General features: G+C 65.2%; 17 protein-coding genes. 9 read left to right on the forward strand and 8 right to left on the reverse strand.

Annotated elements, in window-relative coordinates:
• Positions 1–102: 102 nt before the first annotated feature.
• From DSM104440_RS08075 to DSM104440_RS08100, 6 genes are all read right to left on the reverse strand, one after another.
• A complete protein-coding gene (locus DSM104440_RS08075; RefSeq protein WP_171161502.1) occupies positions 103–1,059 on the reverse strand; it encodes a tripartite tricarboxylate transporter substrate binding protein in 957 nt (318 codons plus the stop codon).
• Entirely contained in the window at positions 1,056–1,958 is a 903-nt protein-coding gene (locus DSM104440_RS08080) for an AAA family ATPase (RefSeq protein WP_171161503.1), read from the reverse strand. The genes DSM104440_RS08075 and DSM104440_RS08080 overlap by 4 nt, the downstream gene beginning before the upstream one ends.
• Complete coding sequence (locus tag DSM104440_RS08085; RefSeq protein ID WP_171161504.1) at positions 1,955–2,746, reverse strand: FAD binding domain-containing protein; 792 nt, start codon at positions 2,744–2,746, stop codon at positions 1,955–1,957. Before DSM104440_RS08085 ends, DSM104440_RS08080 begins: the two co-directional genes overlap by 4 nt.
• Before the next feature lie 101 nt (positions 2,747–2,847).
• Complete coding sequence (locus tag DSM104440_RS08090) at positions 2,848–5,205, reverse strand: xanthine dehydrogenase family protein molybdopterin-binding subunit (RefSeq protein ID WP_171161505.1); 2,358 nt, start codon at positions 5,203–5,205, stop codon at positions 2,848–2,850.
• 10 nt (positions 5,206–5,215) lie between these two features.
• Positions 5,216–5,680, reverse strand: coding sequence for a (2Fe-2S)-binding protein (locus tag DSM104440_RS08095; protein WP_171161506.1), 465 nt, complete (start codon positions 5,678–5,680; stop codon positions 5,216–5,218).
• Positions 5,681–5,792: 112 nt separating this feature from the next.
• Positions 5,793–6,539, reverse strand: coding sequence for an SDR family NAD(P)-dependent oxidoreductase (locus tag DSM104440_RS08100; RefSeq protein WP_171161507.1), 747 nt, complete (start codon positions 6,537–6,539; stop codon positions 5,793–5,795).
• Positions 6,540–6,676: 137 nt separating this feature from the next.
• On the opposite strand from DSM104440_RS08100, the gene DSM104440_RS08105 reads away from it, so the two are divergent.
• From DSM104440_RS08105 to DSM104440_RS08125, 5 genes are all read left to right on the forward strand, one after another.
• A complete protein-coding gene (locus DSM104440_RS08105; RefSeq protein WP_171161508.1) occupies positions 6,677–8,407 on the forward strand; it encodes an IlvD/Edd family dehydratase in 1,731 nt (576 codons plus the stop codon).
• Positions 8,407–9,366, forward strand: a complete 960-nt coding sequence (locus tag DSM104440_RS08110; protein WP_171161509.1) for a C-terminal binding protein — start codon at positions 8,407–8,409, stop codon at positions 9,364–9,366. The genes DSM104440_RS08105 and DSM104440_RS08110 overlap by 1 nt, the downstream gene beginning before the upstream one ends.
• A complete protein-coding gene (locus tag DSM104440_RS08115; RefSeq protein ID WP_171161510.1) occupies positions 9,366–10,439 on the forward strand; it encodes an ABC transporter ATP-binding protein in 1,074 nt (357 codons plus the stop codon). Before DSM104440_RS08110 ends, DSM104440_RS08115 begins: the two co-directional genes overlap by 1 nt.
• 130 nt (positions 10,440–10,569) lie before the next feature.
• Positions 10,570–11,892, forward strand: coding sequence for an ABC transporter substrate-binding protein (locus DSM104440_RS08120; protein WP_171161511.1), 1,323 nt, complete (start codon positions 10,570–10,572; stop codon positions 11,890–11,892).
• Entirely contained in the window at positions 11,892–12,788 is an 897-nt protein-coding gene (locus DSM104440_RS08125; protein WP_212758265.1) for a carbohydrate ABC transporter permease, read from the forward strand. The genes DSM104440_RS08120 and DSM104440_RS08125 overlap by 1 nt, the downstream gene beginning before the upstream one ends.
• Here the strand turns inward: DSM104440_RS08125 and DSM104440_RS08130 are convergent.
• Positions 12,785–13,342, reverse strand: coding sequence for a hypothetical protein (locus DSM104440_RS08130; RefSeq protein WP_171161512.1), 558 nt, complete (start codon positions 13,340–13,342; stop codon positions 12,785–12,787). The two genes, DSM104440_RS08125 and DSM104440_RS08130, sit on opposite strands and share 4 nt — an antisense overlap.
• Before the next feature lie 47 nt (positions 13,343–13,389).
• Here DSM104440_RS08130 and DSM104440_RS08135 point away from each other — a divergent pair, with 47 nt between their 5' ends.
• From DSM104440_RS08135 to murQ, 3 genes are read left to right on the forward strand one after another with little or no spacing between them, the layout of a single operon-like run.
• On the forward strand, positions 13,390–14,259 hold the full coding sequence (locus tag DSM104440_RS08135) for a carbohydrate ABC transporter permease (protein ID WP_212758266.1): 870 nt from the start codon (positions 13,390–13,392) through the stop codon (positions 14,257–14,259).
• A complete protein-coding gene (locus tag DSM104440_RS08140; RefSeq protein ID WP_171161513.1) occupies positions 14,259–14,963 on the forward strand; it encodes a potassium channel family protein in 705 nt (234 codons plus the stop codon). The genes DSM104440_RS08135 and DSM104440_RS08140 overlap by 1 nt, the downstream gene beginning before the upstream one ends.
• Before the next feature lie 10 nt (positions 14,964–14,973).
• Positions 14,974–15,882, forward strand: a complete 909-nt coding sequence (murQ, locus tag DSM104440_RS08145; protein WP_171161514.1) for an N-acetylmuramic acid 6-phosphate etherase — start codon at positions 14,974–14,976, stop codon at positions 15,880–15,882.
• On the opposite strand, the gene DSM104440_RS08150 is transcribed toward murQ, so the two are convergent.
• Positions 15,879–17,441 (reverse strand): phospholipase D family protein, encoded by a 1,563-nt coding sequence (locus DSM104440_RS08150; RefSeq protein WP_171161515.1) that lies wholly within the window; start codon positions 17,439–17,441, stop codon positions 15,879–15,881. The genes murQ and DSM104440_RS08150 overlap by 4 nt on opposite strands.
• Here DSM104440_RS08150 and DSM104440_RS08155 point away from each other — a divergent pair.
• Positions 17,440–18,174 (forward strand): transposase, encoded by a 735-nt coding sequence (locus DSM104440_RS08155; protein ID WP_171161516.1) that lies wholly within the window; start codon positions 17,440–17,442, stop codon positions 18,172–18,174. The two genes, DSM104440_RS08150 and DSM104440_RS08155, sit on opposite strands and share 2 nt — an antisense overlap.
• The last annotated feature ends 12 nt before the right edge of the window (positions 18,175–18,186 follow it).

Below are 18,186 nucleotides of genomic sequence, written 5' to 3' on the forward strand. Positions count from 1 at the left end.
CCTTGTCATCCTGAGGGCCGCAGGCCCGAAGGACCTGCTTGAATCCGTTAACTACCTAAAGCAGGTCCTTCGTCGCTGCGCTCCTCAGGATGACAGTGGTGGTCATTTCACCAAAGGTTTCACCCGATCCATCGTCGCCTTCTCCGCCGCGAAAGTCTCCTTCGCATACTTCGAATAATCCGCGGAGTTGAGGTACCAGAGCTCCTGGTTGTACTTCTCGAGCACGGCGATGTGCGACGGTTCCTCCATGCCTTTCTTGAACGCGTCGTGGAGGATCTTCACGATCTTCGGGTCCATGTTCTTCGGACCGGCGATGCCGTAGGGCGAGATGGAGACGATGCCGTAGCCGAGCTCTTTCAACGTCGGCACGTTGGGATAAGTCTTCGCGCGGTTCTCGCCCCAGGTCACGAGCAGGCGGAGCTTCCCGGCTTCGACGTGCGGCGCCCAGCCCGGCGAATCGGCCGACGCGTCCTGGTGGCCGCCGAGCAGCGCCGTCACGTTGGGGGAGGCACCCTTGTGCGGGATGTGGGTCCACTTGATGCCCTGCTTCGCGGCGATCTCCTCCATCGTGAGATGCAGGCTCGTGTTCGTGCCCGGGCTCCCGTACGAGATCTTGTCGGGATTGGCCTTGGCGTAGGCGATGAACTCCGCCCACGTCTTGTGCGGCGAGTCCGCGCGCACGACCACGCCGAACATGTATCCGGAGATGCCGATGACGTAGGTGAGGTCGCTGATCGGGTCGTAGGGCGTCTTCTCGATGTGCGGGATGCGGAAGGCGCTGATCGGGATCTGCGTGATCGTGTAGCCGTCGGGTGCCGCGTTCATCATCGCCCCCGCGCCCAGCGTGCCGCCCGCACCACCGCGGTTTTCGACGATGATCTGCACGCCGAGGTGCTTCGAGGTTGCTTCCGCGAGCGCGCGCATGCACACGTCGGTGGGACCGCCCGCCGCCCAGGGGACGATCAGCGTGACGGGTTTCGAGGGGAAGGTTTGCGCGGTTGCGGCGAGGGAGAGTGACAGCGAAGCGGCGACGGTGGCGATGCGCGTGAACAATGTCATGCGAGCTCCTCCTGGACTTCGGCTAATAGTTTTGTTGATTCCGCACCGCGAACGCGCGCGATGTCGTCCTGATACTTGAGCAGAGCGCCGAGGGTCACGTCAATGGTGGCGGGGTCGAGGACGACAACGTCGAGTGCGGTGAGCGCGCGCGTCCAGTCGAGCGTCTCCGCCACACCCGGTGCCTTGAAGAGGTCCTTGCTGCGCAGCTTCTGCACGAACGCGACCACTTCGCGCGAGAGTCTCTCGGAGGCGCCCGGTGCCTTGCGCTTGAGAATCTCCAGCTCCGCTTCGGCGCTCGGATAGTCGACCCAGTGGTAGAGGCAGCGGCGCTTGATCGCGTCGTGGATCTCGCGCGTGCGGTTCGAGGTGACGATCACGATCGGCGGGAACTCCGCGCGGATCACGCCGAGCTCGGGGATGGTGACCTGGTAGTCGGAGAGCACTTCGAGCAGATAGGCCTCGAACGGTTCGTCGGCGCGGTCGAGCTCGTCGATGAGCAGCACCGGCGGTTTGCCGTACGTGGTGGCTTCGAGTGCTTGCAGGATCGGGCGCTTCACGAGGTACGCGTGCGAGAAGAGGTCATCCTCGAGCTTGCGCACCTGGTCGCCGCCTTCGGCTTCGGCGATGCGGATCGCCATCATCTGGCGCTGCACGTTCCATTCGTAGACGGCACTCGAGACATCGAGGCCTTCGTAGCACTGCAGCCGGATGAGCGGGCGGTCGAGACTCTTCGCGAGGACCTTCGCGATCTCGGTCTTGCCGACGCCGGCTTCGCCTTCGAGGAAGAGCGGTCGCGCGAGCTCGAGCGAGAGGAAGACCGCGGTCGCGAGCCGGCGATCGGCGACGTAGTCGGCGCCGGCGAGGAGCTTGGCCGCCTCGTCGATCGAGCGCGGCGTCATGCGGCGGCGACGGCCCTCTGCGCCATCACGCCCACGAGATGCGCACGGTATTCGCCGCTCGCATGGAGGTCGCCGATGAGATCGGTCGCTGGTACTGCCACACCCTTCACGGCATCGGCGGACCAGCTCTTCGCGAGCGCATCTTCCATCGCCTTCACGCGGAACACACCCTTGCGTCCGGCACCTGTCACGGCGACGCGCACGCCATCGGCGGTCTGCGCGACGAACACACCTACCAGCGCGAAGCGCGACGCCGACTGCTTGAACTTCACGTACGCCGCCTTCTTCGGAATCGGGAAGGTCACGGAGGTGATGATCTCGCCCGCCTGCAGCGCGGTCTCGAACAGCCCCTTGAAGAACTGGTCGGCGGGAATCTTGCGCGTCGAAGTGTTCACGGTAGCGCCAAGGCCCACGAGCGCGGCAGGGTAGTCCGCCGATGGGTCGTTATTGGCGACCGAGCCGCCGATCGTGCCCATGTTGCGCACCTGGCGATCGCCGATCAGCGCCGCGAGGGCCGCGAGTGCGGGGATCTTCGCCTTCACGTCGGCAGAGTTCACCACTTCCGCGTGTCGCGTCATCGCGCCGATCGTCACCGCATTGCCTTCGGCCTTGATGCCGCGCAGCTCCGCAATCGCCGCGAGGTCGACGAGGTCGCTCGGTGCCGCGAGGCGAAGCTTCATCGCTGCGAGCAGCGACTGGCCGCCGGCGAGGAACTTCGCGTCGCCTTTGGAACCTTCGATCGTGGCGTCCTTGACGGTGGCGGGCTTGTGATAGGTGAATGCGTGCATGGTCGTCTCCTATTCACTACTGTCATCCTGAGGGCCGCAGGCCCGAAGGACCTGCTTGAATCAGTGAACCCCCTAAAGCAGGTCCTTCGTCGCTTCGCTCCTCAGGATGACAATTTCGAGGTTTGAATAGCCCGCCAAACTCTCTCCGGCGTCGTCGGCATCGGTAGATCCTTCACCCCCAACGCATCGCACATGGCATTCATGAATGCCGCGGGAGCACCGATCGCACCTGCCTCGCCGCAGCCTTTCACGCCGAGCGGGTTGTGCGTGCACGGCGTCACGCGCGTATCGACCTGGAAGTTCGGCAGGTCGTCGGCGCGCGGCATCGTGTAGTCCATGTACGAGCCGGTGAGGAGCTGGCCGGAATCCTTGTCGTAGACGCAGCCTTCGAGGAACGCCTGGCCCAGGCCCTGCGCGACGCCGCCGTGGACCTGGCCCTCGACGATCATGGGATTCACGATGTTGCCGAAATCGTCGCAGGCGCTGAACGCGACGATCTTCGTCTGGCCCGTCTCCTTGTCGATCTCCACCTCGCAGATGTGCGTGCCGGCGGGGAACGTGAAGTTGGTCGGATCGTAGAAGGCCGTCTCGTCGAGGCCCGGCTCCAGTTTGTCCAGCGGATAGTTGTGCGGCACGTAGGCGGTCAGCGCCACCTGCGCGAACGGAATGTTCTTGTCGGTGCCTTTCACCGTGAACTTGCCGTCCTTGAACTCGACGTCGGTGTCGCTCGCTTCCATGAGGTGTGCGGCGATCTTGCGGCCCTTCGCGATGATCTTGTCGAGGGCCTTCATGATCGCCGTGCCGCCCACCGAGAGCGAACGCGAACCATAGGTGCCCATGCCGAAGGGAACGCGACCCGTGTCGCCATGGACGATATCCACGTCGTCGATGCCGAGGCCCAGGCGATCGGCGACGACCTGCGCGAACGTGGTCTCGTGTCCCTGGCCGTGGCTGTGCGAACCGGTGAACACCGTGACCTTGCCGGTGGGATGCACGCGCACTTCGCCCGCTTCGAAGAGGCCCGCGCGCGCACCGAGCGCACCGGCGATGTTGGAAGGCGCGAGTCCGCAGGCCTCGATGTAGGAGGCATATCCGAGCCCGCGCAGCTTCCCGTTCTTCGCAGCTTCCGCCTTGCGCTTCGGAAAGCCCGCGACGTCCGCCATCTTGTTGGCGCCGTCGAGCGTGGCGTCGTAGTCGCCGATGTCGTAGGTGAGCGCGACGGGCGTGTTGTACGGGAAGGTGCGGATGAAATTGCGGCGCCGGATCTCGTCCTGCGCGATCTTCATCTCGACAGCGGCCTGGTGGACGATGCGCTCGACGACGTACGTCGCCTCGGGACGGCCCGCGCCGCGATACGCGTCGACCGGTGCCGTGTTGGTGAACACCGCCGTCACTTCGCAGTGGATCGCGGGTGTCGTGTACTGGCCGGCGAGCAGCGTGGCGTAGAGGATCGTCGGGATGCAGGACGCAAACGTGGAGAGGTACGCGCCCATCGCGGCGGAGGTCTTCACGCGCATGCCGAGGAACTTGCCGTCCTTGTCGAGCGCGAGTTCGACCTGCGTCACGTGGTCGCGGCCGTGGGCGTCGGACACGAAGGACTCGCTCCGATCGGCGGTCCACTTGATCGGGCGGTTCACGAGCTTGGACGCCCAGACGCAGACGGTTTCCTCAGCGTAGAGGTAGATCTTCGAACCGAAGCCGCCACCGACGTCGGGCGCGATCACGCGCACCTTGTGCTCGGGCAAGCCCAGCACGAAGGCCGTCATCAGCAGGCGCTCGACGTGCGGGTTCTGGCTCGTCACGTAGAGCGTGTAGGAATCGTCGTGGCGTGCGTACGTGGCGTTGCAGGCGCGCGGCTCGATCGCGTTGGGAATGAGTCGGTTGTTGACGAGGTCGAGCTTGGTGACGTGCGCGGCCTTCGCGAACGCGGCATCCGTCGCGGCCTTGTCGCCCAGCGCCCAGACGTAGCAGACGTTGTCGGACGCTTCGTCGTGCACCGCCGGCGCGCCCTTGGCGAGCGCGCTGCGCACATCGATGACGGCGGGCAGCGGCTCGTACTCGACCTCCACTTTCTCGGCGGCGTCGCGCGCCTCGTTGAGCGTTTCGGCAATCACGATCGCGACCTGATCGCCGACGTGGCGCACCTTGCCCACCGCGAGGATCGAATGCTTGGGCTCCTTCATCGGCTTGCCGTCGGTGCCGGTGATGAGCCAGCCGCATGGGAGTCCCCCCACCGCGGCGGGAATGTCGGCGCCGGTGTAGATCGCGATCACTCCGGGCGACTTCTTCGCCGCGGCCGTGTCGATCTTCCCGAGCTTCGCGTGCGCGTGCGGCGAGCGCACGAACACGGCGTACGTCTGGTGCGGGAGCTTCACGTCGTCGGTGTACTGCCCGGCGCCGGTGAGGAAGCGGTAGTCCTCCTTGCGTTCGACGCGTTTGCCGATGGCCATGTCGTTCATCGCAGTCTCCTCACATCTTCGCGAGGCCGGCTTTCACCGCCTTCACGATGTTGTGGTAACCGGTGCACCGGCAGAAATTGCCGTCGAGCGCGGCGCGGATCTGTTCGTCGTCGGGATTCTTGAGCTTGCCCGCGAGTTCCACCGCACCCATCACCATGCCGGTCGTGCAGAACCCGCACTGCAAGCCGTGGTGTTCCTTGAACGCCGCCTGCATGGGATGCAGCTCGCCGTTGGTCGCCAGCCCCTCGATCGTCGTGATCACCGCACCCTGCGCCTGGACGGCGAGGACGTTGCAACACTTCACCGCGCGCCCGTCCATGAGGATCGTGCAGGCGCCGCACTGGGCCGTGTCGCAGCCGACGTGCGTGCCGGTGAGGCTCAAGTTTTCACGAAGGTAAGTGACCAGGAGTGTGCGCGGCTCGAGATCCGCGGTGACGGCTTTTCCGTTGACCGTCATGGAAACGAGAATGCCCATCGATGCCTCCTCCGGGAGGTGAAGCTTTTTATGGGGAGATGCAGAGATGCAGCAGGGACTCGGCCGATTCTACGCCCGGCTCGGTGACACTAAACGACGCGGTGCAGCAAAGTCAGTAAGTCGCCCGTCCGCCGGACAGATCGAAGGTGGCGGCGGTGGAGAACGAGCAATCCTCGCTGCACAGCCAGCAGACGAGGGCGGCGATCTCGTCGGGCTCGCCGAAGCGGCCCATCGGGATCTTCGAGAGCATGAACTGGATGAATTCCGGCGTCATTTGCGAAAACATGCCCGTCTTCACGGCGGCGGGCGTCACGCAATTGACCTTCACGTTGGTCTGCGCGAGCTCCTTGCCGAGCGACTTCGTGAGCGCGATCACGCCCGCCTTCGAGGCGCTGTAGGCCGAGGCATTCGGGTTGCCTTCCTTGCCCGCGACGGAGGCGATGTTCACGATGCGGCCGTACTTATTTGCTTCCATGTGCGGCGCGATCGTCTTGTTGCACAGGAAGACACCGGTGAGGTTGATGTCGAGTACCGCCTGCCATTCCTCGATGGGGTAGTCGCGCACCTTGAGGTTCGGACCCGTGATGCCGGCGCTGCAAACGAGGATATCGACCTTGCCCAGGGCGGTGAGCGTTTCGTCGAGCGCGCGCCGGACCTGCGATTCGTCGGCGACGTCGAGGGTGGCGGAGTGCGTGCCCGATTTCAGTGCATCGGCGGCCTTGGCGCCGGCCGCGGCATCGCGATCCCAGACGCTCACCCGGGCGCCCGAGGCGATGAGGCGACTCGCGATCGCGAGTCCGATTCCGGCCGCGCCCCCTGTGACGACGGCATTGCGGCCCTTCATGTCGAGCTGGTTCAAGCGGGTCTCCTCGCGGGTGTTTTTGCGGCTATCTTTTTCCGGCAGGATATCGCAAGATTGGCCTGACCACTTGACCAAAACGACAACCCCCGGTTGCCGTCCCGAGGATCGAGGGATCTGCTTTTGCGAGGAGAATGATGGCAGCAGCCAAAAAGCCGCGCCGCAGCCAGCAATGGTTCGGCCGCGACGGCAAGATGGGCTTCATCTACCGCTCGTGGGTGAAGAATCGCGGCATTCCGCACGATCAGTTCGATGGCCGCCCGGTCATCGGCATCTGCAACACCTATTCCGAGCTCACGCCCTGCAATTCGCATTTCCGCACGCTCGCGGAACACGTGAAGACCGGCGTGTGGGAAGCGGGTGGATTTCCGCTCGAATTTCCCGTGATGTCGCTGGGCGAGACGCTGCTGCGGCCCACGGCGATGCTCTATCGCAACCTTGCGAGCATGGACGTCGAGGAATCGATCCGCGGCAACCCGATCGATGGCGTCGTGCTGCTGATGGGCTGCGACAAGACGACCCCGGCGCTGCTCATGGGGGCGGCGAGCGTGGACATTCCGACGGTCGGTGTCTCCGGCGGCCCGATGCTCTCGGGCTGGTACCGCGGCGAGCGCATCGGCTCGGGCACCAACACCTTCTCGCTTTCCGAGGACCTGCGCGCGGGCAAGATCACGCAGGACGAATACCACGAGGCCGAGAGCTGCATGCACCGCTCGCACGGCCACTGCATGACGATGGGCACGGCTTCCACGATGGCGAGCATGGTGGAAGCGCTCGGCGTGGGATTGCCCGGCAACGCGGCATATCCCGCGGTGGATGCGCGCCGCAACGTGCTCGCGCGCCATGCGGGCCGCCGAATTGTCGAGCTGGTGAAGGAAGACACGCCGCTTTCGAAGATCATCACGCGCGCCGCGTTCGAGAACGCCATTCGCGTGAATGCCGCGATCGGCGGCTCCACCAACGCGGTGATTCATTTGATCGCGATTGCGCGCCGCATCGGCGTGAAGCTCAACCTCGAGGACTGGGACAAGCTCGGCCGCGACGTGCACACGCTCGTGAACCTGATGCCCAACGGCAAGTTCCTCATGGAGGACTTCTGCTACGCGGGCGGGCTTCCCGTCGTGATTCGCGAGCTGGGTGAGCAGGGCCTCCTCAAGAAGGACGCGCTGACGGCCAACGGCAAGTCGATCTGGGAGAACAACAAGGACGCGGAGAACTTCAACACCGACGTCATCATGCCGTTCAAGAAACCGTTCAAGAAGAACACCGGCATCGCGGTCCTTCGCGGCAACCTCTGTCCCGACGGCGCAATCATCAAGCCCTCGGCCGCGACGCCCAAGCTCATGAAGCACAAGGGCAAGGCGGTCGTCTTCGAGAACATCGAGGATTTCCACTCGCGCATCGATGATCCCAAGCTTCCGGTCGATGCGAATTCCGTCCTGGTGCTGAAGAACTGCGGACCGAAGGGTTACCCGGGCATGGCGGAGGTAGGCAACATGCCGCTGCCCGAGCGCATCCTCAAGAAGGGCATCACCGACATGGTGCGCATCTCGGACGCGCGCATGAGCGGCACGGCCTACGGCACTGTCGTGCTGCACACCGCGCCCGAAGCCGCGCTCGGTGGGCCGCTGGCGCTGGTGCAGGACGGCGACATGATCGAGCTCGATGTCTCCAAGCGGAAGCTGGAGCTTCTCGTGTCGGAGAAGGAACTCGCGAAGCGCAGGAAGGCGTGGAAGCCGCCCAAGCCGCCGATGCAGCGCGGCTATTGGAAGCTCTACGTCGATCATGTGAACCAGGCTTGCGACGGAGCGGACCTTGATTTCCTCGTCGGCAAGAGCGGCGCAGGCGTACCTCGCGACAACCACTGATGACTTGCTTCCTCATCACCGACTACGACTTCCACGACGTGGACCTGGAGACCGGTCTGCTTCGCGAGGCCGGCATGGAAGTGAAGACGGCCCAGTGCCGCACGGAGGAAGACGTCATTGCCGCGGCCAAGGGCTGCGATGGCGTGCTGATCCAGTACGCGCCGTTGAACGAGAAGGTCTTCAAGGCGCGGCCGGAAGTGCGCATCGTGAGCCGCCTCGGTGCGGGCTACGACACGGTGAACGTGGCGGACGCGCGCAAGCATGGCGTATGGGTCGCCAACTCACCGGACTACGGCGTGGGCGAAGTGGCGAGTCACGCGCTGGGCATGGCACTCGCGCTCGTGCGCCACCTGCCGTTCTACGATCGCGACATCCGCGGCGCGAAGTGGCACTACACGTCGGCCGGGAAGCTGCGTCGTCCAAAGGAACTCACGCTGGGATTGCTCGGCCTGGGACGCATCGGCAAGCGCATGGCCGCGATCTCGCACGAAGCCTTCCGCGACGTGATCGCCTGCGATCCCTACATTGCCGACACCGAGTTCCCGCCGTACGTGCGCCGCGTCGACCGCGACGCGCTTTTTCGCGAAGCCGATCTCGTGAGCCTGCACGTTCCACTCAATGAAGAAACGCGCGGCATTGTGAACACCGCGGCGCTGGCACTGATGAAGCCCGGCTCCTGGGTCGTGAACACGGCCCGCGGCGGCCTCGTCGATATCCCCGCGCTTCTGGCCGCGCTCGATGCCAACCGGCTCGACGGCGCCGCGCTCGACGTCCTGCCCACCGAACCCCCCGCGTCCAGCGATCCGCTCGTGACGCATTCCCGCGTGCTGCTCACGCCGCACGCGGCTTTCTATTCAGCAGAAGCCGAACAAGAACTGCGCCGGAAAGCCGCGCAGAACCTCGTCGACTGGGCGCGCACCGGGCGCCCGCGATACGTCGTCTCGGAAGGACGGGCCTGATGGCGGCGGTATCGATCAAGGCAGTGCACAAGCATTTCGGCACCACGCCCGTGATTCGCGGCGTGGACATCGAGATCGCCGATGGCGAGTTCGCGGTGCTCGTCGGGCCCTCGGGCTGCGGCAAGTCCACGCTGCTGCGGATGATCGCGGGCCTCGAGGAGATCGGCGAGGGCGAGATCGTGATCGGCGGCAAGGTCGTGAACAACATGCAGCCCAAGGAGCGCGACATCGCGATGGTGTTCCAGAACTACGCGCTCTATCCGCACATGAAGGTGCGCGACAACATGGCTTTCAGCATGTTGCTCGCCAAGCGCCCGAAGGAGGAGATCGAGGCGCGCGTGCAGAAAGCCGCGGATATCCTGGGGCTGGGCGAATTGCTCGACCGCTATCCGCGCCAGCTCTCCGGCGGCCAGCGCCAGCGCGTCGCGATGGGCCGGTGCATCGTGCGCGACCCGCAGGTGTTCCTCTTCGACGAGCCGCTCTCGAACCTGGACGCGAAGCTGCGCGTGGCGATGCGCACCGAACTGAAGGAGCTCCACCAGCGGCTGAAGACCACCTCGATCTACGTGACGCACGACCAGATTGAGGCGATGACCATGGCCGACCAGATCGTCGTGATGCGCGACGGCATCGTCGAGCAGCGCGGCCGGCCGCTCGACCTCTACGACCATCCCGCGAATCTCTTCGTCGCGGGCTTCATCGGCTCGCCCGCGATGAACTTCCTGCCCGGCACGCTGCGTCGCGCCAACGGCGTGGCATCGGTCGAGCTCTCGAGTAGCGTTCGCCTGCCCGCGCCGCGCGCGTGTAGCGGTGAAGACGGCCAGAAGGTGATCTACGGCGTGCGCCCCGAGCACTTCACGCTGGTCAACGGCAACGGCATTCCCGCGCACGTCGTCGTCGTTGAGCCGACGGGAGCGGATACGCTGGTGTTCGCGCGCTTCTGCGAGACCCAGGTCACGACGGTCTTTCGCGAGCGCCACGGGTTCAAGCCCGGTGAAACCATTTCGCTCGCGCCGGAAACGGCGCGGGGGCATTTGTTCGATGCGGAATCAGGTAAGACATTGATGCAGTAAGTCTGGATCCGCCGATAAACGCGGATAAACGCAGATAGCAGCCTTGTTCTTCATCGGCGTTTATCGGTGTTTATCTGCGGATAAGGATTTTGGTTCGAGTGGCTCCCATAACCACATGGAGGAGATGGCGATGTCGAAATTCGATAGACGCGAGTTCCTGAAGACCACCGCCGGGGCGGCCGCCGCCACTTCGATCGGTGTCGGCGGTGCGTTCTGGTCCACGAACGCGTGGGCACAGACCTGGAAGCCGGAGAAGGGCGCGAAGCTGCGCGTGTTGCGCTGGAAGCGGTTCGTCCAGGGCGACGAAGATCTCTGGATGGCGAACACCAAGAAGTTCACCGAGAAGACGGGCATCGAAGTGCGCGTCGACAACGAAGGCTGGGAAGACGTCCGTCCCAAGGCCGCGGTGGCCGCGAACGTCGGCAGCGGCCCCGACGTGATCGTCGGCTGGTTCGACGACCCGCACCAGTATCCCGACAAGCTGGTCGACGTCTCCGACGTCGCGAGCTACCTCGGCGCCAAGTACGGCGGCTGGTATCCGGTGTGCGAGAAGTACGGCAAGCGCGCGGGCAAGTGGATTGCGCTCCCGCTGGGCATCATCGGCAACGCGATCGTCTACCGGGACAGCCACGTGAAGGCCGCGGGCTTCGACGGCATCCCGAAGGACACGGCGGGCTTCCTCAAGCTCTGCCAGGCGCTGAAGGCCAAGGGCACGCCCTGCGGCTTCGCGCTCGGCAAGGCCGTGGGCGACGGCAACAACTGGGCGCACTGGCTGCTCTGGTCGCACGGCGGCAAGCTCGTCGACGACAAGGGTGTCGTGGTCGTGAACTCCAAGGAGACGATCGCCGCGCTCGAGTATGCGAAGCAGCTCTACGATACGTTCGTCCCCGGCACGCTGTCGTGGCAGGACCCGCACAACAACAAGGCGTTCCTCGACGGGCAGATCTCGCTCACCGCGAACGGCATCTCGGTGTACTACGCGGCGAAGAACTCCACCGACGAGAAGCTGAAGGCGATGGTCCCGGACATCCAGCACGCGCGCTTCCCGATCGGTCCGGTCGGCAAGCCCACGGAGCTGATGCAGATCACGCAGATGTTCCTCTTCAAGTACTCGAAGGCGCCCGCCGCCGCGAAGGCGTACATGGCCTTCATGATGGAAGCCGACCAGTACAACCCGTGGATGAAGGCGTCGATCGGCTACACCGCGCAACCGCTGAAGGCGTATGCGGCCAACTCGGTGTGGACGGACGACCCGAAGGCCACGCCGTACCGCGACTCGGCCGCGCTGATGCTCGACCACGCGCACTCCGGCCCGCTCGGATACGCGTCGGCTGCGTGCCTCGCGGATTACATCGTGCTCGACATGATCGCCGCGGCTGCCAGCGGCTCGAAGTCGCCGCAGGATGCCGCCGCCGAAGCGCAGAAGCGCGCGGAACGGTACTACAAGGTCTGATGCAGAAGTTCTTCAACAACCGGAACGTCCTCGGGCTGCTGTTCATGCTACCCGCGGGCGTTCTGTTGTTGATTTTCCTGACTTACCCGCTGGGCCTGGGCACGTGGCTGGGCTTCACGGATGCGAAGCTCGGGCGCGAAGGGGTCTGGGTCGGCCTCGAGAACTTCAAGTACCTCATCGGCGACAGCGTGGCGCGCCTCTCGCTCTTCAACACGCTTTTCTACACGGTGGTCGCGAGTGTCGCGAAGTTCGTCTTCGGCCTGTGGCTCGCGGTCCTGCTCAACCGGCACCTGCCGTTCAAGTCGTTCTTTCGCGCCATCGTGCTGCTTCCCTTCATCGTCCCGACCGCGCTCTCGGCGATCGCGTTCTGGTGGCTCTATGACGCCCAGTTCTCGGTGATCAGCTGGTCGCTCATGAAGCTGGGCCTCATCGATCGCTATATCGATTTCCTCGGCGACCCCTGGAATGCGCGCTTCTCGGCGGTGGCCGCCAACATCTGGCGCGGCGTGCCGTTCGTGGCGATCTGCCTGCTGGCCGGCCTGCAGACGATCTCGCCGTCGCTCTACGAAGCCGCGGCCCTCGATGGCGCGACACCGTGGCAGCGCTTCCGCTTCGTGACGCTGCCCCTGCTCACGCCGATCATCGCCGTGGTGATGACGTTCTCGGTGCTCTTCACCTTCACCGACTTCCAGCTGATCTACGTGCTCACGCGCGGCGGTCCGCTCAATGCCACGCACCTCATGGCGACCCTGTCGTTCCAGCGCGCGATTTCCGGCGGATCGCTGGGCGAGGGCGCCGCGCTCGCGACACTGATGGTCCCGTTCCTGCTCGCCGCGATCCTCTTCAGCTACTTCGGATTGCAGCGCCGCGCCTGGCAGCAGGGAGGAAAGGACTAGTGGCCGAAGAACTGCGGTGCGCGATATTCCCGCTGGCGGAGATCCGCGTACTGCGGGCTCGCCTCGACCTTGTCGATCTCGCGCCAGAAGAACGGCTGGTAGCGGTTCGCCTGGCCCGCGCGCGAGGGCACGGTCATCTTGCCCTGCTTGGTGTCGACTTCCATTTCGGGGCGATCGAGCCGTGTGCGCACGAACTCCAGGCCCAGCGTGAGCGCGCCGTTGGAGACCACGTTGAATTCATGGTCGGGCGCGAGGGGAGTGGCCGGCACGCCCACGGGCTCGAGGCTCACGATGTGCCAACCCGGATGAAGGTAGATCGCGGTGTAGTCGCCGCGTCGCAGCGGTCCGACGGTCTTGCCGTCGACGCGGACCACCGGCACGAGGTTGGGTGCGGCGGCGTCGTCGGTGCGGTAGATGTAGACCAGGCTCATGCCCGACTTGGGCGCCGCAGCCGGCCTGAAGGCGTGCTCGCTCGAGGTGGGCGAGGCGCAGGCAGCGATCCAGAGCAGCGCGGCGAGGGCGATTGCAGGAAACAGTTTCCCGGTTTTCGTCATGTTTCCCTCCGAGGCGGATCAGGCATGAAGAGCATAAGGCGACCCGCGTGAAAGACCAACCGTCCACCGAGGGCATGCAATTCCTGGAGTCGATCCCGCGGCGCGTGATCACGCTCTACATTCCGCTCGCGATCTTCCTCTTCGTGCTGCTCTTCCCGTTCTACTGGATGGTCGTCACGTCGTTCAAGCCGAACGCGGAGCTCCTCTCGCGCGAAGGCAACCCGTTCTGGGTGATGGCGCCCACCATCGCGCACTTCAAGAAGCTCATCTTCGACACGCCATATCCGGAGTGGATGCTCAACACGGTGATCGTGTCGGTGGTGGCGACATTCACCTCGCTTGCGGCGAGCGTGTTCGCGGCCTATGCGATCGAGCGGCTGCGTTTCAAGGGGTCGAAGGCGACGGGCCTGGCGATCTTCCTCGCCTACCTCGTGCCGCCGTCGATCCTCTTCATTCCGCTCGCGGCGATCGTCTTCAAGCTGGGGCTCTTCGACACGCGCTGGGCGCTGATCCTCACGTATCCCACGTTCCTCATCCCGTTCTGCACGTGGCTGCTGATGGGGTACTTCCGCTCGATTCCCTACGAGCTGGAGGAGTGCGCGCTGATCGATGGCGCGACCCGCTGGCAGATCCTCGTGAAGATCATCCTGCCGCTGGCCGTGCCCGGGCTCATCTCGGCGGGCATCTTCGCCTTCACGCTCTCGTGGAACGAGTTCATCTATGCGCTCACGTTCGTTTCCTCATCGGAAGTGAAGACCGTTCCCGTAGGCGTGATCACCGAGCTCGTCGAGGGCGATGTGTACCACTGGGGCGCGCTCATGGCCGGCGCGCTGCTCGGGTCGCTGCCTGTCGCGGTCATGTATTCCTTCTTCGTGGAATACTACGTTTCCGGAATGACGGGAGCGGTAAAGGAATAGTGGAAGCGCAGCCTGCCGAGGTGCCCCGGGAAATCCCGCGGCGCCGCTTTCCCCTGGCCGATCGGGCCCTCACGATGATGGTGGTCGTGATCTTCATCGACATCTTCCTGCTGTCGCCGATCGCCGAGTCCCTGGGCGGCAATCGTCATTGGGCCGATCTCATCCTGGCAGTCGTCCTGTTGCTGGGCGCCCTCGCGATCTGGGGCAACCTCTGGATCGCCGATTTCTTCGTGGCAACGACGATCGGGAGCATCGGACTGTCGCTGGGCACGGTGCTGAAGCTCTGGCCCGAGCAGCCGGACGTCGCAGCCGTTCTCTCGTGCGTGAACTTCTTCATCCTCGGCGGGCTGATTGCCCGCCAGGTGTTCGCCCCCGGCGAAGTCAACGCCCATCGCGTGCAGGGTGCGGTCGCCGTGTACCTCATCGCCGGCCTGCTGTTCGCCCAGATCTTCCGCCTGATCTCGATCTCGTTCCCGGGCGCCTTCCTGCTGCTGGGCAAGCCCGCGATTCACTCGGAGATCACGCACTTCCTCACCTACTACAGTTTCGTCTCGCTCACGACCTTGGGTTTTGGCGACATCACGCCGGTGCATCCGCTCGCGCGCTCCTTCACGTTGCTGGCCGCGGTGTTTGGCACGCTCTATCCCGCGATCCTGATCGGCAAGCTGGTCTCGGAGCAGATCATGGATGCGAACAAGCCCTGATCACCCGGCGATGACCTCACTGCCCGTCGATCCGCGTACCACCGAACAGCCCAATCCGCGCAGCGCGGCGATCGATCTCGCCTCGCCGCTCGAGATCGTCGACATCATGCAATCGGAGGACGCGACGGTCGCGGCGGCGGTGGCCACGCAACGCGAGGCGATCGCGCGCGCGATCGACTTCGCCGAGCGGGCGCTGCGCGCGGGGGGCCGCCTGGTCTACCTGGGTGCGGGAACGTCAGGCCGCCTCGGGGTGCTCGACGCGGCGGAATGCCCGCCCACGTTCGGGACCGATCCCGCGGTGGTCCAGGCGATCATCGCTGGCGGCGCAGCGGCGCTGCTGCAGGCACAAGAGGGTGTCGAGGACGATGCGCAAGCCGCTGTATCGGACATCGCGGCGCGCAACGTGGGACCGAATGATTTCGTAGTGGGCATCGCCGCCTCGGGGACCACGCCGTTCGTGCATGCCGGCCTCGCGGAGGCCAAGCGGCGCGGCGCGGCCACGGCGCTCGTCGCCTGTACCTCGCTCTCCCTGGCGAGTGACGATGTGGTGGACGTGCCCATCGTCGTGGTGACCGGGCCCGAGGTACTCACCGGCTCCACTCGCCTCAAGGCCGGCACCGCCACCAAGATGGTGCTGAACATCATCTCGACCGGCGTGATGATCCGGCTCGGCAAGACGTTCGGGAATCTCATGGTGGATCTGCGCGCCACCAACGCGAAGCTGCGCGATCGCACCGAGCGCATCCTGATGGAGATCTGCAGCGTCGATCGCCCCGTGGCGCGCGACCTGCTGAAATCCGCGGGTGGCCGCCTCAAGGTCGCGATCGTGATGGGCAAGCTGAGCGTCGGGCTGGAAGAGGCGGAGCGCGCGCTCGAGGCGGCCGGCGGCAACGTGCGGCGGGTGACGAGTACTCGCTAGAGCTGCGGGTCGAGCCCCAGCGCGCGCACGAGCCACGCCTGGAAGCGGCGCCAGGCGGAGGCCTGCGGATCCGAATCGAACGTTTCCGTGCCGTCGGTCCAGGTGAGCACGCTGTCCTTCGTCGTGACCTTCCATGAACGCGCGCCGGTCGTGTGCGCCGCGAAGATCCGTTCGAACTGGTTTGCGAGTGCCGCGCTTTCGACGAGCACGCCTTGCTCGCAGTTGAGCCACGTCGAACGCGGGTCGAGGTTGTAGCTGCCCACGAAGAGCGCCTTGCGATCGACCGAGAGTGCCTTCGTGTGGAGGCTCGCCCCCGAGGAGCCCATCAGGCTCGAGGACGGGCGATCGCCCGGATGCGGCTTCAACTCCCAGAGCTGCACGCCGCCTTCGAGCAATGCGGGCCGGTGGCGCGAGTAACCGCCGTGCACGGCCGCGACGTCGTTGGCGACGAGGGAGTTGGTGAGGATGCGCACGCTCGTGCCGGCCTTCGCCTTGCCCGCGAGCATCGGCGTGGCGCCGCCGGGCACGAAATACGGAGAGATGATCGTGACCTCGGTCGCGGCACCGGCGAGGAGGGGCCGAAGCGCGGCCGCAACCTGCGAGCGATTCTCGTCGCCTTCGGCCATGGTGGGTTTCGCCGGATCGTCGGCGACGAAGCGATAGCGCTCTGTCCACTCGACCGGCCATTCACCCTGCGTGAGCAGATGCACCGCATCGCCGGCGTGCAGGGTGGCCGCGGCTGCGCGGGCATGGGGCGCAAGGTCCGCGCGCACGCGCGCCAGCGCTTCGGTGCTCACCGAACCCGCGTCGACCGCGGAGATCGGATAGACGGTGGACGAATTCCAGTAGCGGTCGAAGGACGCGGAGATCTCGCGCACGACCGGACCGATCATCGCGAAGTCCAGGTCCGAGAAATTCTTCTCGTCGCTCGCCCCGTAGTACTCGTCGCCGATGTTGCGGCCGCCGACGAGTGCGATGCGGTTGTCGGCGATCCACGTCTTGTTGTGCATGCGATGGTTGAGGCGGCTGAAATCGCGCAGGCCCTCGGCGACCAGGCGCACCTTGCCCGCGCGCGTGGCCAGCGGATTGAAGAGCCGCACCTGGATGTTCGGGTGCGCCGAGAGGGCGGCGATCCCCGCGCTCTTTGCCCGCGCATCCATGTCGTCGAGCAGCATCCGCACGCGCACGCCGCGATCGGCGGCTTCGAGCACGAGTGCGGCCAGATGCAGGCCCGTGGAGTCCTCGTGCCAGATGTAGGTCTGGATATCCAGGCTGCGCGCGGCGGCCCGCGCGGAATGCGCGCGCAGCGCGAACGCTTCGCGGCCGTCGACGACCAGGCGGAAGGCCGACTTCCCGGGGTTTCGCGCTTCCGCCGGGGCCGCGAGCCGGTCGAGCACGCCATCGCCCGTGGGAAGCGCGGTTTCGGGAGGAAGGTCGGGGCGCGGCGGCAGGCTCGTGCACGCGGAGAGCAGGACAATAAGTGGGGTCAGACTCCACTTAAGTAACTTCTGTGGATAACCGGTCGTCGCATTCCCCGCTTCGGGCGTTTTGTGCGGCATGGCGAGACTTCCCAGGCTATTCATCGACGGCGTTCCGTCCCATGTGATCGTTCGCGGCAACAACCGGCAGGCGATCGTGGTGAGCGAGGGCGACCGCATCTTTCTGCATCGTTGCCTGGCGGAGATGGCGCGCGATGGCTGCGTCGCCATCCATGCCTACGTCTTGATGACCAACCACTTCCACCTCCTGGCGACCGGCAACTCCGCAGGCGCTATTCCGAGAATGATGCAGCGACTGGGCCGCCGTTACGTAGGCTACTTCAATCACCTCCATAAACGCACCGGAACGCTGTGGCAGGGACGCTACAAGGCCAACCTCGTCGAGTCCGAGCGCTACCTGCTCACATGCCAGCGCTACATCGAGCTCAATCCGGTGCGTGCTGGAATGGTCCGTCATCCCGGTGAGCATCGGTGGTCGAGCCACCTGCACAACGCGTGCGGGGTTGCCGATGATCTCGTCACACCCCACCCGCTGTATGGGGAGTTGGCATCCGACGATGTATCCCGCGCCGCCGTCTATCAGGACTTGTTCGGGACCGACGTCGACCCGGAAACCGTGAGGAAGATTCGCGATTCCGTTCAACACGGTTGGGTACTCGGGACGGAGGAGTACTGCCAAAGCCTTGCCACAAGGAGTAGCCGCCGGCCGGCGCGGTTGCCGCTCGGACGACCCAAGGCTGCCGAGGCGGCGCAAGTGGCGTCTGGGCATGACTTATCCACAGAATTAACTTAAGTGGAGTCTGAC

The sequence above is a fragment of the Usitatibacter palustris genome, assembly GCF_013003985.1.
GTDB classification, from domain to species: domain Bacteria; phylum Pseudomonadota; class Gammaproteobacteria; order Burkholderiales; family Usitatibacteraceae; genus Usitatibacter; species Usitatibacter palustris.